The sequence below is a fragment of the Streptomyces sp. NBC_00829 genome (assembly GCF_045161795.1).
Taxonomy (GTDB): domain Bacteria; phylum Actinomycetota; class Actinomycetes; order Streptomycetales; family Streptomycetaceae; genus Streptomyces.
This window is the reverse complement of sequence record NZ_CP108867.1, coordinates 8,441,896-8,457,123: the sequence shown is the minus strand read 5'-3', so window position 1 is coordinate 8,457,123 and position 15,228 is coordinate 8,441,896. Positions and strand designations below refer to the sequence as shown.

Annotated in this window: 12 protein-coding genes and 1 pseudogene; 6 read left to right on the top strand and 7 right to left on the bottom strand. The window is 68.7% G+C overall.

What is annotated here, in order from left to right:
* Positions 1–226: 226 nt before the first annotated feature.
* The 5 genes and pseudogenes from OG293_RS37685 to OG293_RS37665 all read left to right on the top strand — a co-directional run.
* The gene (locus OG293_RS37685) at positions 227–1,165 is read left to right on the top strand and encodes a helix-turn-helix domain-containing protein (RefSeq protein ID WP_406003235.1); all 939 of its coding nucleotides are present in this window, start codon (positions 227–229) and stop codon (positions 1,163–1,165) included.
* Positions 1,166–1,697: 532 nt separating this feature from the next.
* Positions 1,698–2,240 carry a hypothetical protein gene (locus OG293_RS37680; RefSeq protein WP_406003234.1) on the top strand — a complete coding sequence of 181 codons (543 nt, stop codon included), beginning with the start codon at positions 1,698–1,700 and terminating at the stop codon, positions 2,238–2,240.
* Between the two features lie 1,001 nt (positions 2,241–3,241).
* Complete coding sequence (locus tag OG293_RS37675) at positions 3,242–5,710, top strand: glycoside hydrolase family 97 N-terminal domain-containing protein (protein ID WP_406003233.1); 2,469 nt, start codon at positions 3,242–3,244, stop codon at positions 5,708–5,710.
* Between the two features lie 128 nt (positions 5,711–5,838).
* On the top strand, positions 5,839–6,870 hold the full coding sequence (locus OG293_RS37670; protein ID WP_406003232.1) for a WxL protein peptidoglycan domain-containing protein: 1,032 nt from the start codon (positions 5,839–5,841) through the stop codon (positions 6,868–6,870).
* A gap of 40 nt (positions 6,871–6,910) precedes the next feature.
* A pseudogene (locus OG293_RS37665) lies at positions 6,911–7,396 on the top strand (transposase); the annotation flags it as partial.
* Positions 7,397–7,665: 269 nt separating this feature from the next.
* Here OG293_RS37665 and OG293_RS37660 read toward each other — a convergent pair.
* From OG293_RS37660 to OG293_RS37630, 7 genes are read right to left on the bottom strand one after another with little or no spacing between them, the layout of a single operon-like run.
* Positions 7,666–8,613, bottom strand: a complete 948-nt coding sequence (locus tag OG293_RS37660) for an SMP-30/gluconolactonase/LRE family protein (RefSeq protein ID WP_406003231.1) — start codon at positions 8,611–8,613, stop codon at positions 7,666–7,668.
* A 41-nt stretch (positions 8,614–8,654) separates the two neighbouring features.
* The gene (locus tag OG293_RS37655) at positions 8,655–9,620 is read right to left on the bottom strand and encodes a sugar kinase (protein WP_406003230.1); all 966 of its coding nucleotides are present in this window, start codon (positions 9,618–9,620) and stop codon (positions 8,655–8,657) included.
* A complete protein-coding gene (locus OG293_RS37650) occupies positions 9,617–10,231 on the bottom strand; it encodes a bifunctional 4-hydroxy-2-oxoglutarate aldolase/2-dehydro-3-deoxy-phosphogluconate aldolase (RefSeq protein ID WP_406003229.1) in 615 nt (204 codons plus the stop codon). The genes OG293_RS37655 and OG293_RS37650 overlap by 4 nt, the downstream gene beginning before the upstream one ends.
* On the bottom strand, positions 10,228–11,073 hold the full coding sequence (locus OG293_RS37645) for a hypothetical protein (RefSeq protein WP_406003228.1): 846 nt from the start codon (positions 11,071–11,073) through the stop codon (positions 10,228–10,230). Before OG293_RS37645 ends, OG293_RS37650 begins: the two co-directional genes overlap by 4 nt.
* Positions 11,067–12,212 (bottom strand): galactonate dehydratase, encoded by a 1,146-nt coding sequence (gene dgoD / locus OG293_RS37640; RefSeq protein WP_406003227.1) that lies wholly within the window; start codon positions 12,210–12,212, stop codon positions 11,067–11,069. The genes OG293_RS37645 and dgoD overlap by 7 nt, the downstream gene beginning before the upstream one ends.
* A complete protein-coding gene (locus OG293_RS37635) occupies positions 12,209–12,925 on the bottom strand; it encodes a FadR/GntR family transcriptional regulator (RefSeq protein ID WP_406003226.1) in 717 nt (238 codons plus the stop codon). The genes dgoD and OG293_RS37635 overlap by 4 nt, the downstream gene beginning before the upstream one ends.
* A 58-nt stretch (positions 12,926–12,983) precedes the next feature.
* Positions 12,984–13,751: an SDR family NAD(P)-dependent oxidoreductase gene (locus OG293_RS37630; protein ID WP_406003225.1), complete on the bottom strand. Its 768-nt coding sequence runs from the start codon at positions 13,749–13,751 to the stop codon at positions 12,984–12,986.
* 275 nt (positions 13,752–14,026) lie between these two features.
* On the opposite strand from OG293_RS37630, the gene OG293_RS37625 reads away from it, so the two are divergent.
* Entirely contained in the window at positions 14,027–15,070 is a 1,044-nt protein-coding gene (locus OG293_RS37625) for a substrate-binding domain-containing protein (protein ID WP_406003224.1), read from the top strand.
* The last annotated feature ends 158 nt before the right edge of the window (positions 15,071–15,228 follow it).

Below are 15,228 nucleotides of genomic sequence, written 5' to 3'. Positions count from 1 at the left end.
GCCCCGGCTCGCCGGCCTTCTCGTCGGCATGGCGAGATCACACAGGGGCGGTGCCGGCCCGGCGAGTTTCGGCCACGTCACCAAGGCCGTTTCCGGCCTCAGCCCGAGCGCCGCCCGCGAAGTGGGCGAATGGTGGGCAAATACCAGCCACTCCCATGGGGGATCGTTCAAAACATGTGTTTCGTCCGAGATTGTTGCGCAACATTCGCGCTGAAGGATGCCCTCAATGAACGTACGCGTCGCGGACGGCGCCGACGAATGGGCGCAAGTCATCAGTGAGAGCTTCGTACCGCTCTCGCTCGCGGCGGCGTGCGAAACCTTCCAGGGCACGGCTCGGCAGAGCATCCTGCAGCCCGGCCTGACCGTAACCGAGGTCCGCACGCGGGGCCCCTCCATAGTGACCCGGACCCTGCGACTGACCCGCACCGAACCCCGCGACGCCTACATCTTCTCGCTCCACCTGGACGGTGCCGGGGCCGTTGTCCAAGGTGAGCGTGAGGCACCGATGGCACACGGCGGCGGCGCCCTATACGACGCCGCTCGCCCCTACCGGCTGGTCTTCCCGACCGACACCTGGGAGATCGTGCTACAGGTACCCCACAGGCAACTGCGCGAGCGGATCACCCGTGCCGAGGAGATCTGCGGACGCGCCCTTCCCGCAGAGCACCCGGCGACCCGTGTCCTCGCGGTCTTCCTGCGCGAGCTGTCCAGCGTCTCCACGCAACTCGACGCGGCCCAGCGGGCCGAACTCGGCGGGGCCGCCGTGGACCTGCTGGCCACCGCGCTGCGTACGCTGGCGGGCGACGGACACGAAGCACCAGCCGGGCGGCAGGCTCTCCTCGCGGCGATGCGTGCCTTCGTCGGGGAGAATCTGACCGACCCTCGTCTGACCCCCGAGGTGCTGGCCCGACGGCACGGCATCTCGGTCCGCTACGCGGGGGAACTCTTCGCCGAGGCCGGCACATCACCGGCGGCCTACATCAGGTCCGAGCGCCTGCGCGCCGCCCACCGGGCCCTGACCGACCCCCAACAGTCCCACCGCACGATAGCGGGCATCGCCTCGACGCTGGGCTTCACCGATCGTACGACCTTCACCCGGGCCTTCGCGCGGAGGTATGCAGTCACCCCCACTCAGCTGCGCACAGGCCGTACTGACTCCCTCTGAGGCTCTCACATCATGCGTGTCGGTCGCCCGGGCCCACCGATGACACGTGGATCGGACTCCAAGGCCGTTGCTGGAGCACCCGTCGCTTGAGACGGCACGCCATGCCCACTACACCACCCCGTTCCGCCGCCGCCCCGTCCATTGATCTGGCTAGTGGTTGGCAGCCGGGAGGTCAGCGGGTTGCCGGGACCCTCCCCGCGGGGACTCTGGAACACTTGCCCGTACCCCGAATGTGGCGCGGCCTCCGCTGTGGATGGCAGAGATACAGCCCCCGGTAGCCTCCTTGAGCGGACGGCGGCGTGAGCATCATGACCCTGGCATCTCCGGCCGTAGCCAGGCCGTTCCGGAACCGTCCGGCTGACCTGCTACTCCGACCGGACAGCCCCCGTGCCGTGCTCGCCCAGGCGCTCGCGGCGGCCGTGCGCTGCGCTGGGATCGCTGGGGCGTGGCCGAATATGCCTCTGGTGCATCTCGGGAATGGGGCGAGAGTATTCCCCTCGTTCGCAAACCATCCGCGAGACAGGAGTGATCCGTGCCGTTACGAGTGACCCGCATCGCCGTCACAGCCGCCGCAGCCCTGCTGGCAGCGGGTACGGCCACCGCCACCGCGAACGCCGCCGAGCCGGCGGACAACTGCGTCGTCAACGTCGATTCGGGCAGCAAGCAGTGCTTCACGACCTTCCGTGAGGCCATCGCCGCCTCCACCCACGGCCGTATCACCAACGCCCCGCTGTCCGCCAAGGACATCGACCAGAAGCTGGCCGAGCGGCTCACAGCCACCTCCATCGGGACGCAGGACGTCCAGCTCGGCATCGTCTACCAGGACTCGAACTACGGAGGCACCTCGGTAACTTACAGCGCCGGCAGCGGATGCCAGAGCGGAAACGGCCGGGACTACCAGTTCGACATCACCGGAAGCATGGACAACGCGGTCAGCTCGCTCGTCACGCTGTCCTGCTGGCTGGAGCTGTGGGACTCACCCGGCACAGGCGGCACCCATCAGGAGTACCAGCAGTCGACCTCGTACGTCGGGGACACGATGAACGACCGCGCGAGCTCGATCGCCCTCCTGTAAGCCCCCGGAAAACACGGGTGCCCGCTCCTCGTTCAGGAGCGGGCACTTTCGATGCCTGCGGGAAGCATCCCCGCAGGCGCGGGAATGGTCCCCGAGCCGCTGAAGCACGAGGGCCAGACGGAAGACTGCTCCACCCACCCGCGGGGATGGTCCCACGAGTTGAGCGCTGGCCACCGTCGACGTCGTATTCCTCGCCTACCGCCGGTCCTGGCAGGCACGGGACAGTCCTCGCCCCAGCGAGCGTATGACCAACTGACGCTGCGCATCACACTGGCCCCCGACACTGACAGTGCGCCCGTCGCGGTGGGAGGACGTGCACGAACCGCACTTGGAGCACCGCGGTGTACGCGGCGTCCCCGATGTCGCGGAGACGGCCCGGCACCTGCGCTGGGTCGCGGCCCACCGCGACGAGGCCGTCGATCGAGCGGTCGTCCATGTCGAGGAGACCGGCCCCGCGCAGCTCGACCAGCAGGGGCCTCGTGATGGCGGGGCCAGAGGCCGGCCTCGGTCCAGTCCCGCGGGCGCCGCCAGCAGGTCACCCTGCTGCGGCCGATCCGCTCGGCAGGCACATCCGCCCTCCCGCCCGTCCCGCCAGCGTGCCCAAACCTCGAATTATGGGTACAGGCGCCCACCCGGCTCGAAAAACCGCAGGCCAGCCCCACGGCACGAACCAGACCGTGACCGAGCCGAAACCCTCACCGAACACGTCCGCTTGAAACAGCAGCGAGGTCAACCATCAAGCTGAGGTAATGGGACAGGTAATTTTACGCTGTTCATCGAAGCCCGCGGGGGCCAGGATCCATGCCGGTTGATCCCATCCGGTAACCGATCACCGCTGCAGCCTTTTTGGCCACCCCGGCGAACGCTCTCCACCGCGAGAGACGCAGAGATCATCTCAGGCGGCCATACCCATGCACGGAGTCTTGACAGCTCAACCGCCCAATCGCACATAACTCATTTACTACTGATCCGACATGGGTCACTCACAGGAGGAGACGCGCATGTCGCCCGGTTCATCCCAAACCAAGCCGACTTCCGCTAGACGCCGAAAGGCGATCCGAGGGCTGGCCGCGGCCATCGCTGCTGCTCTGTTTTCCGTTGGTTTGGTGTCGTTGGGAACAGCCCATGGTGCCACGGCGGCGGGAACCGCACAGGATCCACTCGTGCTCGCGCACGGAGACCAAACCGTGCGCTTCTGGCTTGGCTCGGACGGCGATCCCAGGTACGAAGTGGACTACAAGGGCAGCCATGTAATCGAGAATTCGCGACTCGGGTTCACCACCGTCGCGAAACCTGACGTCATCGACAAGCGGATCGACTATAGTCGCGACCTTAAGTTTGTGGGGGACCCGAATTTCCGTGAGTCCGCTGGCTCGTGGAAGGATTCTTTCGGGACGCGCTCTGATGTGCCAGATATCTACAAGGAGCTCACGGTACAGCTACAGGCTTCGAACGGCTTTCGGTTCGACATGGTGTTCCGCGCCTATGACGAGGGCGTCGCGTTCAAGTATCTGTTCCCGGTGAGTACGACGGTGCCTCAGTTCACGATCGGCCGTGAGGACAGTCAGTTCAATCTCGACAACACCGCAGTCGCCTACGTTCATCCAGACGGACACCAGCAGAATGCGGTCAAAAAGGTGAACGTGAGCTCCCTGGCGGATAAGAACTCCAAATTTGCTCGCCCTTTGACGGTTGTTGGTAGCGGGTACGCGGCAACGGTCACCGAGGCGAATCAGTACGACTACCCTCGGATGCCGCTGAGGCCCGTCGCCAGTGATCAGCCGGGAACAATCCAATCTGCGCTCGAATCCGGGGCCAGTGTGGACCGTGCTTCCAAAGACTTCTCCTCCCCGTGGCGGACCATCATCCTCGGAGACAACGAGGGCCAGCTCGTCGAGAGAAACTACCTGTTGAAGACGCTCAGCCCGGAACCGGACACGGCGCCGGGATCACCGTTTGCCAATACGTCATGGATTAAGCCCGGTACCGTACTACGGCCGATGGACCCTCTGACCACGGAGGGCTCGCTGCAGACCATCGATACCATGGTGGCCCGCAACATCGACTACCTGGGGGTCGACGCGCGTTGGTACGGCAAGGAGGAGGACGAGGCTAAGAACTACCCGATAGTGCCGATCGCCGGTTTCGACCCGAAGACCATCGGTGACTATGCCGCAGCCAAGGGCAAGAAAGTTATCTTGTATGTCAACTACCGGGGACTCCGCAGCTACCACAAGAAAGGCGAACTCGGCGATCTCTTCAAGAAGTTCGCTGACTGGAATATCGACGGAGTCAAGTTCGGGTTCGTCCCGGTCGGATCTCAGGAGATCACCAAAGAAGTTTACGAGTGGGCGAAGATAGCAGCCCAGCACAAGCTGGTCGTCGATATCCACGACGAGATGCTGACAACAGGCCTCGAGCGCACCTACCCGAACATCCTCACCATGGAGGCCATCCGCGGTGACGAAGAGAATCCCAGCGCAGCGACGGATCTCGGCACCCTGTTCACCCGAGGGGCGAACGGTGCTGCGGACCACACCTGGACCCACATGCTGACGCGCAACACCTCAAAATCGTTCCGTTACGCAGGACCCGTAGTCTTCTACAGCCCGCTTCAGTTCTTGTACTGGTACGACAAGCCTCATGAGATCAACAATCCGGCACCCGAACTATGGGACAACCTCCCCACAACATGGGACAAGAGCTCCTTCCTCGAAGCAAAAGCTCAAGAGCACGCCACGGTCGCCAGGAAGTCCGGAAGTGAGTGGTGGGTCGGGAGTCTCTCCGCAATCGACCGAACCGCGAACATTCCCTTGAATTTCCTGACGCCCGGAGTGACCTACCGTGCAGCGATCTTCGAGAAGGACCCGGCCAACCCCGTCAACGGTGTGGTCGCGAAGGAGCAACTCGTCGACTCGGGTACCGTCTTGAAGCCGACTCTGACCGCCAACTCGGGCTATGCAGTGCGCCTCTCCGCGGTCTCCGCAGGCCCCGGCACCGGGGCGCCTGGCGGAGTTCGGGTGGGTGCGTCGGTGACCGCGGGTGAACTGACCATGACCGTGCCGGACGGGGCCAAAGTCGAGCTGCCACCAGTGAAGTTCGGCCCGGCCGCCAGCACCGGCGCCCCACTGCCCGCCACCACCGTTCACGACTACCGCGGCGGAAAGGCCGGCTGGTCACTCACCGGCAAACTCGACAGCGACCTCACCTCCCCGGACAAACACACCATCCCCGCCACCAACCTCCACTGGACACCCGCCTGCACCACCACGACCGCAGGAAGCCCCAGCACCTGCACCCCCGGCACCCCAGGCGCACTCGGCACCACCGCCGCCACCCTGGCCGGCGCCCCCACCTCCACCACCGGCACCGGCGGCGACTTCACCGCCCGAGCCGACCTCAACCTCAACATCCCCGCCTTCACCCCCACCGGCACCTACACCACCACCCTCACCCTCACCCTCGCCTGACCCCTGCCCAACACGCCCGCGCGCTGCCGGCCTTCCCCCAGGCAGCACGCGGGCCCCACACCATCCCCCGCCACAACCCACGCCGGTCGCAACACTGCCCCAGGCCACGCCCCCGAAAGGCGCACACCATGTCCCCCGCACCCGCCGCCGACACCCTGAGACGCATCGCACGTGTCGTCCTGCTCGCTCTCGCCCTGGCCCTGGCGCCAGTGCCGGGCAGCCCGACCAGCCCAGTCGCCCACGCCGCGGACAACGGAACCTGGTCGGTCTACCCCACCCCGAGCAAAGCCACAGACCCCGCCAGCCGCACCTACTTCACACTCACCAGCCCCCCGGGAGCCACCCTCAAGGACCACGTCACCATCTCCAACCAAAGCGACCACCCCATCACCTTCAAGGTCTACGGCGCCGACGCCTACAACACCCCCCGCGACGGCGGCTTCGCCCTCCGCGGCACCGACGAGCCCCAGACCGACATCGGCGCCTGGATCAAACTCGACACCACCACAGTCACCGTCCCCGCCAAGAAACGCACCGCCATCCCCTTCACCCTCAGCATCCCCGCCAACGCCACGCCCGGCGACCACTCCGGCGCAGTCGTCGCCCTCGACCCCACCGTCGAAGGCACCCAGAACCACGGCGCCGTCACCGTCGGCATCAAACGGGCCGTCGGCGCCCGCCTCTACCTCCGCGTCAACGGCCCCACCCACCCCGACCTGGCCATCGAGAACGTCCGCCTCGACCACGACGCACCCACCCTCCCCTGGACCCGACCCAGCCAGGCCACCCTCCACTACACCCTCGTCAACCGCGGCAACACCCGCCTCCAGCCCCGCCTCGACCTCACCGCCACCAACCTTCTCGGCCACACCACCCTCCACACCCAACCCCGCGACCTGGCCCTCACCCTCCTGCCCGGACAGCGCGTCGAGCTGACCGAACCCTGGCCCAACGCACCCCAACTCGGCCGCTACACCCTCACCCTGCGCGCCACCACACCCGACAACGGCCCCCAGACCACCGCCCGCACCACCCTCACCGCCATACCCTGGGCAGCACTCACCCTCCTCCTCACCCTCATCACCGCAGCCACCACCCTCCCCAGAGTCCGCCGACACCTGCGCACCCGCCGCGCACAGGCCCAGACGCAGGACGGGTGACCCGCACGGTTCTGTACGGTCTTCGGTGTAACTCCCGATCATGGAAGTAGCACCTGAGAAGCGAGTGACTGTCTCTGTCGAGGGGGTTGAAGGGATCCGGCCGGCCGAGTTGCGGCGGACGCTGGACGAGAAGTTGATCGGGCAGCTGATCGACCGGGCCCGCGCGAGCGGCCTGCGGCTGACCGGCGAGGGCGGGCTGTTGCAGCAGTTGACCAAGCGGATGCTGGAGTCGGCCCTTGGAGGGTGAGATCACCGCCCACGTCGGCTACGAGCAGTACGATCCGGCCGAAGAACAACGGCAACAGCCGCAACGGCACGCGGTCAAAGCCCCTGCTGACCGACGTCGGGCCGATCGGGGTGAGGGTGCCCCGGGACCGCCGGCACCTTCGAGCCGCAGATGGTCAAGAAGCGGCAGCGCCGACTGACGGGCGTGGACGAGATGGTGTTGTCGCTGTCGGCGAAGGGCCTCACACACGGCGAGATCTCCGCCCATCCCGCCCAGGCGTCCAAGCGGACCATCTCCACCCCAGGGCCTTTTGCGCAGCGGTGAGTTCGTCGGCCCAGACCTCCTCGCCGCCGGCCAGACCCCTGCCCAGAGCGGGCGCAGCGTGTGTCCTCCCTGGCGAGCAGCGGGAGGCGGCACACGGCCAGGTGGCCCGAGGCGACACAGGCATCGGTCGAGGCAGGCGAGCCCGCTCGCGGCCAGGCCGCGCGCCGGTCGGCTTCTGCCATGAGTTCCGTCAGGCTCTTGGAGGTCATGCGGATGGCCTCCGTCGCGGACGAAGTACTGCCCTTCTACGTGTCCCTACTGCGTCCGGTGGCTCGATTGCGCCACTCTGCGGCCAGAACGTTACTGTTGGCGCTGGCCGGGAGCGCATCGCCATAGGCACAGGCAGGCGGCGCTGCGGCGTCGACGGGGACGTGGAGAACGGATCCCGCGGTGTCGGGGTCGCCCGTCATGCCGTAGTGGGCCGTGGTGACCAGCAGGCTGCCGCCCTGCGGCGGGAGGCAGACCGACGTGGGCTGCGACGTGGGCAGGCATATCGTCGCGAGCAGCGTGCCGTCCGGTGTGTAGCGGTGGACGGCGCCGTGGCCCCAGACTGCGACCCAGAGGTGGCCGTCGGTGTCGACGGTCATGCCGTCCGGGGAGCCGCCGGAGCCGATGCGGGCGAACTCGTCGCAGGCGGTTATGTTCCCGTCGGCGTCGAGAGCGCAGCGGTGGATGACACCGGCCGCGCTGTCGGCGACGTAGAGCCGATCGCCGTCGGGGGTGAACGCGGGCCCGTTGACGATGGTGAGGCCGTCGAGGACCTGGTGGACGGAGCCGTCCCGATCGGTGCGGTAGAGGGATCCGGCGCCGGGAGTGCCGTCGTAGGGCATGCTGCCGGCCCAGAATCTGCCGTGGGGGTCACACGCACCGTCGTTCATCCGGGTCTGGGCGGGGGTGTGGTCCTCAGGGCGGGCCAGCCACTCGGTGTGTCCGCCGGGGGCGATCAGGGCGATGCCGGTTCCCGCGGCGGCGATCCAGTGGCGCGGGCGTCCGTGGACGGGTGCGACGGCGCCGAGCGGAACATCGAGGCGCAGCAGTTCACGCACGACAGCGGGGGCGGGACCCCGGGCTTCGAGGAGGCGTCCGGTGAGGATGTCGACGAAGACCAGCCGCCCGTCGACCCAGCGGGCGCCTTCTCCCAGTTCGTGGTCGCCGCGGGCCCAGATACCCGCCGGGGGGTGGTCGTGGTGCATGGGGACTCCTTCGTGTGTCGGCGCAAGGTCGCGCCGGCGGGTCAGCGCAAGGTCGTGCCGGCGGGGCTGTCGAGCAGTGCGAGGTCGGCTCGGGTGGGCAGGCCTTCCCAGTCGCCCCGCGTGGTGACGGCGAACGCGCCGGTGGTAGTGGCGCGGTGCAGCCGCTCTTCGACGCTGAGCCCGTCGAGGAGGGCGGAGAGGTAGCCGGCGACAAACGCGTCACCGGCGCCGATCACGTCCTTGACGGGCACCCGCCGGACCGGGGAACTGACCCTCCCGCCCCGGGTGGTGACGCTCGCTCCGTCGCCGCCGCGGGTGATCACCACTTCGCTGCGGCCCTGGGCGAGCAGAGCCGCGACGGTCTCCTGTTCGCCGAGTGACGGGTCGTCACAGACCAGGTGCAGCTCATCGGCGGAGGCCACAAGGATGTCGGCCATGCGGGCCAGCGGCAGCAGCACCTCGCGCGCCTGCCCGGTCGGCCACAGTCGCGCCCGGTAGTTGACGTCGAGGCAGACGAGGGTCCCGAGTTCCCGGGCGCGGACGGCCGCCGCCCGGACTGCGCATGCGGCCGAGGAGCCGAGCGCGGGGGTGATTCCGGTCAGGTGCAGGATGCGCACCCCCGGCCTGAGTGCGGGAAGGACATCGTCGGGCCGGACCGACGATCCGGCCGAGCCGCTGCGGTAGTAGCGGACCTTGGCGAGGTCGCCGATCCCGTCCTCACGCACCAGGAGACCGGTGAGCCGTCCGTCGGTGTCCGTGCGGGCGTGGCTGACGTCGACCTGTTCGGCGCGCAGGGTGCGCAGGACGAGGGCGCCGAACTCGTCGTCGCCGACGCACCCTGCCCAGGCGACGCGGTGGCCGAGCCTGGACAGCCCGATGGCCACGTTGGCCTCGGCTCCGGCGACGGACAGTTCCATGGCCGGGGCGAGCTTGACCGGGCCGGTGGCCCGGAGGGCGGCCATGGCCTCTCCGACGGTGACGATCTCGATTCCGGAGGCGGTGGTCATATGGTCGCCGCCCCTGCGAGGGAAGAGCGCCACTGCGCGGCACGGGCGCGCAGCGCTGCGAGGTCTCCGCCGTCGGCGGCGTCGCCGATCAGGGGTGAGCCGACGCCGACGGCGACGGCCCCGGCGGCGAGAAACGCGCGCGCGGCAGCCGCGTCGATGCCTCCGACCGGTAGGAACGGGACGTCGGGGAACGGGGCGCGTAGCGCCGTCAGGTAGGCGGGGCCGCCGAAGGAGGCGGGGAAGAGTTTGACGGCGACGGCTCCGCGGCCGGTGGCGGACATGATCTCGGTGGGCGTCACGGCGCCCATCAGCACGGGCAGTCCGGTGCCGAGGCCCTCGACCACGCCCGGAGTGACGAGGAAGTCGGCTCCCGCGTCGGCCGCACGGGCGGCTTCGTCGGACGTCAGGACGGTGCCGGCGCCGAGGAGGGCGTCGGGGCCGAGTTCGCGGCGGGCCTGTTCGATCACCCACAGGGCGTCGGTGGTCGTGAGGGACACCTCGGTCGCGGTGATGCCCTCTTCCACGAGGGTGAGCACGGTGCGCAGCGCGGCGGCGCGGTCACGTCCCCGCACGATGGCGAGGGTGCGGTGCGGTAGTTGGGTCAGTTTCATGGGGTGCTTTCGTGAGGTGTGGTGCGGGTGGCGGTGATCTCCAGTTCCCAGCGCAGCTCGCCGTCGGAGGGAACGACGGCGGCTTCGTCCTCTCTCGCCTCGGCGAGATCGAAGACGGCTCCGAGCATGGGTTCGACGCCGATGCTGCGGTAGGGAGCGGCGGCCGGGTAGCCGCCGAGGTTGCGCCACAGCGCGATCGAGACGGGGATGTCGGCGTCGGTGTGGAGGGTCAGACGGAGAGTGTCCGGACCGTCGGTGACCCTCACGTCCGAGCAGTCGGTGAGCACGGCGCCCACGGCGGTGCCGTCGGCGGGCCCGAAGCGGTCCAGGGCCAGACCGTACGGAGTGGGCCACGGTCCGGTCAGGTGCGGGGCGTTGTCCGGCCAGGGCTGGTCGATCAGGTGGGCGGCCTCCGGGAAGATCCGGGTGGCCGTGCCCGCGGGTGCGTGGAGCCGGGCGCCGGCGCCGAGGTCGAGCAGTGCGTGGGCGGCCCACAGAAGGCGGTACCCGGGGTCCGCGGACAGCCGGTACCGCGCGTGCACGGCGCCCGCGCGGTGGTCGATGCTCCGGTGCAGGACGAAGTCGGGGGATTCCACCACGTCGGCGTCGCCCGCCCGACGCCAGGGGCGGGACCAGGCATCCCCGTGGTCGGGAAGGCCGCGGATGGTGGGGATGCACTCCTCCAGGCCGCCCGCGTCGACGAAGGCGCCACCGGGCCGCACGGTGTGGCGGGCGGGGTCCGGCCGGTGCCAGAGCCATTCCCGGCCGGCGGCGGCGAGGGAGGTCCACCGGCCGCCGAGTCCGGGGTCGGTCTCGGCAGTGACAGGGACGTGGTTCACCATTCCGCGAACGACCCGTCGCTGTGGTGCCAGACGGGGTTGCGCCAGCGGTGCCCGGTCGAGGCGGCGCGCCGCACGGCGTCCTCGTCGATGTCGATGCCGAGACCGGGCCCGGAGGGCCGGTCGGCGTGGCCGTCGGTGAAACGGAACGGTGTCGGGTCGAGCAGGTAGTCCAGCAGCTCGTTCCCCTTGTTGTAGTGGATGCCGAGACTCTGTTCCTGGATGAGGAAGTTCGGCGTCGCGAAGCCGACCTGCATGGATGCCGCGAGTGCGATCGGTCCGAGCGGGCAGTGCGGAGCCAGGGACACGTTGTGCACCTCGGCGAGGGCGGCGATACGGCGGACCTCGGAGATGCCGCCGGCGTGCGACAGGTCGGGCTGGGCGACGGCGATGCCGGTGCTCAGCACGTCACGGAAGTCCCAGCGCGAGTAGAGCCGTTCCCCCAGCGCCAGGGGTATGGAGGTGGAGTCGACCAACTGCCGCAGATCGCGGGCGTGTTCGGGGAGAACGGGTTCCTCGACGAACAGCGGGTGCAGCGGCTCCAGCAGGGGCAGCAGTCGACGGGACATCGCGGTCGACATCCGGCCGTGGAAGTCGACCGCCACATCGCGGTCGGGCCCGAGCACCTCGCGTACGGCGGCTACGCGGTCGATCACGGCTTGGGTCTGCGCGGGGGTGTCGATGGCGCGCATCTGGGCGGAGCCGTTCATCTTGACGGCGGTGAATCCGGCCTCGATCTGTTCACGGGCGAGTTCGGCGACGTGGTCGGGGCTGTCGCCGCCGATCCACGCGTACACCCGCAGCCGGTCACGCACCGGGCCGCCGAGCAACTGGTGCACAGGAACGCCGTACGCCTTGCCGGCGATGTCCCACAGGGCCTGGTCGATACCGGCGACAGCGCTGGAGAGGACCGGCCCGCCTCGGTAGAAGCCCCCCTTGGTGAGAACCTGCCAGTGGTGCTCGATACGCAGCGGGTCCTCGCCGATCAGGTAGTCGGCCAGCTCGTGGACGGCGGCGCGGACCGTCTCGGCGCGGCCTTCGACGACCGGTTCGCCCCAGCCGGTGATGCCCTCGTCGGTGGCGACGCGCAGGAAGAGCCAGCGCGGTGCGACGAGAAAGGTCTCCAGGGATGTGATCTTCATGTGTGCTGTCCCCGGTCCGGGTCGTGAATCAGGTCGTCGAGATCGGCGGTGGCCTGGGCGAGCAGGTGCTGCACGGCGCGTTCGGCGGCATCCGGGTCCCGGTCGCGTACGGCGTCCATCACGGCGCGGTGCGCGGGTACGGGGTCGGCCCACTCGTCGGCGCTGTGGACAAGGTGGTCGCGGACCCGAAGCCCGGCCTCGATCACCACCTCCATACGCGTCAGCAGTTCGTTGTGCGCGGCGGCGAGCAGAGACGCGTGGAAGGCGAGGTCCGCTTCCACCGAGGCGTGCGTGTCGGTTCCGGCCTCCGCCATGAGGTGCAACGCGTCGGCCAGGGCGGCGAGGTCGGCGTCGTCGCGGCGCTGTGCGGCCAGCCGCGCGGCGGCCGGCTCCACAATCGAGCGGACCTCACCAAGGTTGGCGAGGAAGTTCTCGTCCGCGGCGCCAGCGCCCTGCCAGCGCAGCAGGTCGCTGTCGAGGAGGTTCCAGTCGGAGCGGGGACGGACGAACGTTCCGCGCTTCTGCCGGGAGTCGATCAGGCCCTTCGAGGCGAGCACGCGCAGCGCTTCGCGGAGCACGGTCTTGCTGACGCCGAGTTCCTGCTCCAGCCGGTCCGGGTGGAGCGAATCGCCCGGGGCGTGCGTACCGGCGATGATGTGCTGCCCGATGATGTCAACGATCTGCTGGTGCAGGTTGCGTGTCGGCTGGTTCATGGCCGGCTCCCCCCTCCTGCGCCCGGCCGGCATGACGGCGGGGCGATCTTCGTACGTGTCATGAGGAAGCCTTGACCACGGACCAGCCGCCGTCCACCACAAGGGTGGTGCCGGTGACGTAGGAGGCGTCGGAGGAGGCGAGGAACGCGACCGCGGCCGCGACCTCCTCCGGGGTGCCGAATCGCTTTGCCACCGTCTCGGCCACGCTGTCGGCACGCCCCGCTTCGTCCACACGCTCCCAGGCGGCCGTCATGATCGGACCCGGCACGACCGTGTTGACACGGACCTGCGGTCCGTACTCGACCGCGAGCTGACGGCCCATCGAGCACAGTGCGCCCTTCGCGGCCGCGTAGGCGGGATGGCCGGGAAGCCCGACCAGGGCGTGCACCGAGGAGGTGAGCACCACGGCGCCCTCGCTGTCGCGCAGCGCCGAGGCGAAGGCCCGGATCCCCAGCCAGGACGCCTTCAGCGTGACGTCCAGCTGGCTGTCCCATTCCGCCTCGGTCAGTTCGTGCGCAGGTTTGACGACCACGGCATAGGCGTTGGAGTGGAGCACGTCCAGCCGGCCGTAGCGCGACTCGACGTGCCGGGCGAGATCGTCCCACATCGACGCGGACGTGACGTCACCGTGCCGGTACTCGGCCGAGCCGCCCGACTCCGTTATGGCCGCGACAGTCGCACGACCTGCCTCGTCGGTGATGTCGACGGCGATCACCGACGCTCCCTCGTCGGCGAGACGCCTCGCTGCCGCGGCGCCAATGCCCGCGGCAGCGCCGGTGATCACCGCTACGCGGCCCTGAAATCTGCGGCCCGTCTTCTTCGTCATGGCGCACACCGTACCCGTGGACATTAATTATGCAAACATCTTGACAGGGGAGTCCCGCGATCGCAGGATCATCGCCCAGGACCACAGAGGGCCCGCCTCGGAGCACGGCATCGCCGTGCACCACCGATCGAGCCTCAGGTCCTCGGTCACGGTCGGAACGACGCCGTGTCCGGACCGTACGAGGCACCGACCATGCCTGCGGGACGCAGCGCCATGTCGGCACCACTTCGCCTTCTCCGCTCCCGCGAACATCCATTCATCCCTCTGGAGCCGCAATGCTCAGCACCCCGCACCGCCGTACCCTGGCCGCCTCGATCGGCCTGCTGCTCACCCTGGGTGTGAGCACGGCATGCTCCTCCGGCAAGGAGGAAGTCACGGAGGACACCGTCGGCAAGGTCGACGGCAAGATCTCGATCACCTATCTGCAGAAGCAGGGCGACCAGGAGTACTTCGTCGGTGAGGCGGCCGGCGCCAAGGCGAAGGCCGAGGAACTCGGGATCGACCTCAAGGTGGTCAACCTCGGCAACGACGCCAACAAGACGATCTCCGAGGTGCAGTCCGCCATCGCGCAGAAGACCAGCGGACTCGTCATCGTCGTCCCCGACCCGGCCGTCGGCCCCCAGATCGTCCAGACCGCGAAGGACGGCAAGGTCGCCCTGCTGACCTCGGACGACCAGATCTGCACCACCGGCCCCAACCCCGCTGAGTGCGACGCCAAGGATCTGGTGCCCCGGATCGGCTTCAGCGGCGAGCAGATGGGCACCGAGGTCGGCAAGCGCGCCGCCGAGGAGTTCAAGAAGGCCGGCTTCAGCGCGGCGGACACGCGTGTGCTCTCCGCCTGGAAGCAGGACGTCACCGTCTGCGGCGACCGGATCAATGCGGCGAAGAAGGCCTTCGACGCCGCCGTCCCGGGCGTTAAGACCATTGACGTGCCCACCGACAACACCCCAACCGGCGCGCAGGACAAGATCGCCGCGACGGTCACCGCCAACGCAAAGGTCAAGAACTGGGTCGTGTGGGGCTGCAACGACGAGAACGTCATGGGCGGCGTGACCGCTCTGCAGAACGCCGGCATCAAGCCCGCCAACGTGGTCGGCGTCGGGCTGGGCGCCTACCTCGCGTGCAAGGAATGGCAGACCGACAAGCCGTCCGGCATGAAGGCCGCACTGTTCATCAACGGCAAGGACGTCGGCGCGCTGGCCGTCCAGACCATGTACGACAAGCTCAAGAACGGCAAGGACTTCCCTCAGGAGGCCTTCGCCCCCACCACCATGGTCGACCGCACCGGCTGGAAGTCCAGCGGTCTCACCTGCAACTGACGCGCCATTGGCCGACGGCTCCCCCAGAGCCGTCGGCCGACTGCCCCCGCCCCTCCCGGTCTACGGGTGCCCACGACCACACGAGCACGACGCCTTCGAGGTAACCGACTTATGACCCAAGTGCCCAACTCGGCCGCAAACCCCGGCCGTTCCGATGA

Bases quoted from the DNA above. Each gene is read 5' to 3' on its own strand.
- OG293_RS37675 (WP_406003233.1), top strand. From the start codon at position 3,242: ATGTCGCCCGGTTCATCCCAAACCAAGCCGACTTCCGCTAGACGCCGA.
- dgoD (WP_406003227.1), bottom strand. From the start codon at position 12,212: ATGAAGATCACATCCCTGGAGACCTTTCTCGTCGCACCGCGCTGGCTC.
- OG293_RS37650 (WP_406003229.1), bottom strand. From the start codon at position 10,231: ATGAAACTGACCCAACTACCGCACCGCACCCTCGCCATCGTGCGGGGA.
- OG293_RS37630 (WP_406003225.1), bottom strand. From the start codon at position 13,751: ATGACGAAGAAGACGGGCCGCAGATTTCAGGGCCGCGTAGCGGTGATC.
- OG293_RS37685 (WP_406003235.1), top strand. From the start codon at position 227: ATGAACGTACGCGTCGCGGACGGCGCCGACGAATGGGCGCAAGTCATC.
- OG293_RS37655 (WP_406003230.1), bottom strand. From the start codon at position 9,620: ATGACCACCGCCTCCGGAATCGAGATCGTCACCGTCGGAGAGGCCATG.
- OG293_RS37635 (WP_406003226.1), bottom strand. From the start codon at position 12,925: ATGAACCAGCCGACACGCAACCTGCACCAGCAGATCGTTGACATCATC.
- OG293_RS37625 (WP_406003224.1), top strand. From the start codon at position 14,027: ATGCTCAGCACCCCGCACCGCCGTACCCTGGCCGCCTCGATCGGCCTG.
- OG293_RS37645 (WP_406003228.1), bottom strand. From the start codon at position 11,073: ATGGTGAACCACGTCCCTGTCACTGCCGAGACCGACCCCGGACTCGGC.
- OG293_RS37660 (WP_406003231.1), bottom strand. From the start codon at position 8,613: ATGCACCACGACCACCCCCCGGCGGGTATCTGGGCCCGCGGCGACCAC.
- OG293_RS37670 (WP_406003232.1), top strand. From the start codon at position 5,839: ATGTCCCCCGCACCCGCCGCCGACACCCTGAGACGCATCGCACGTGTC.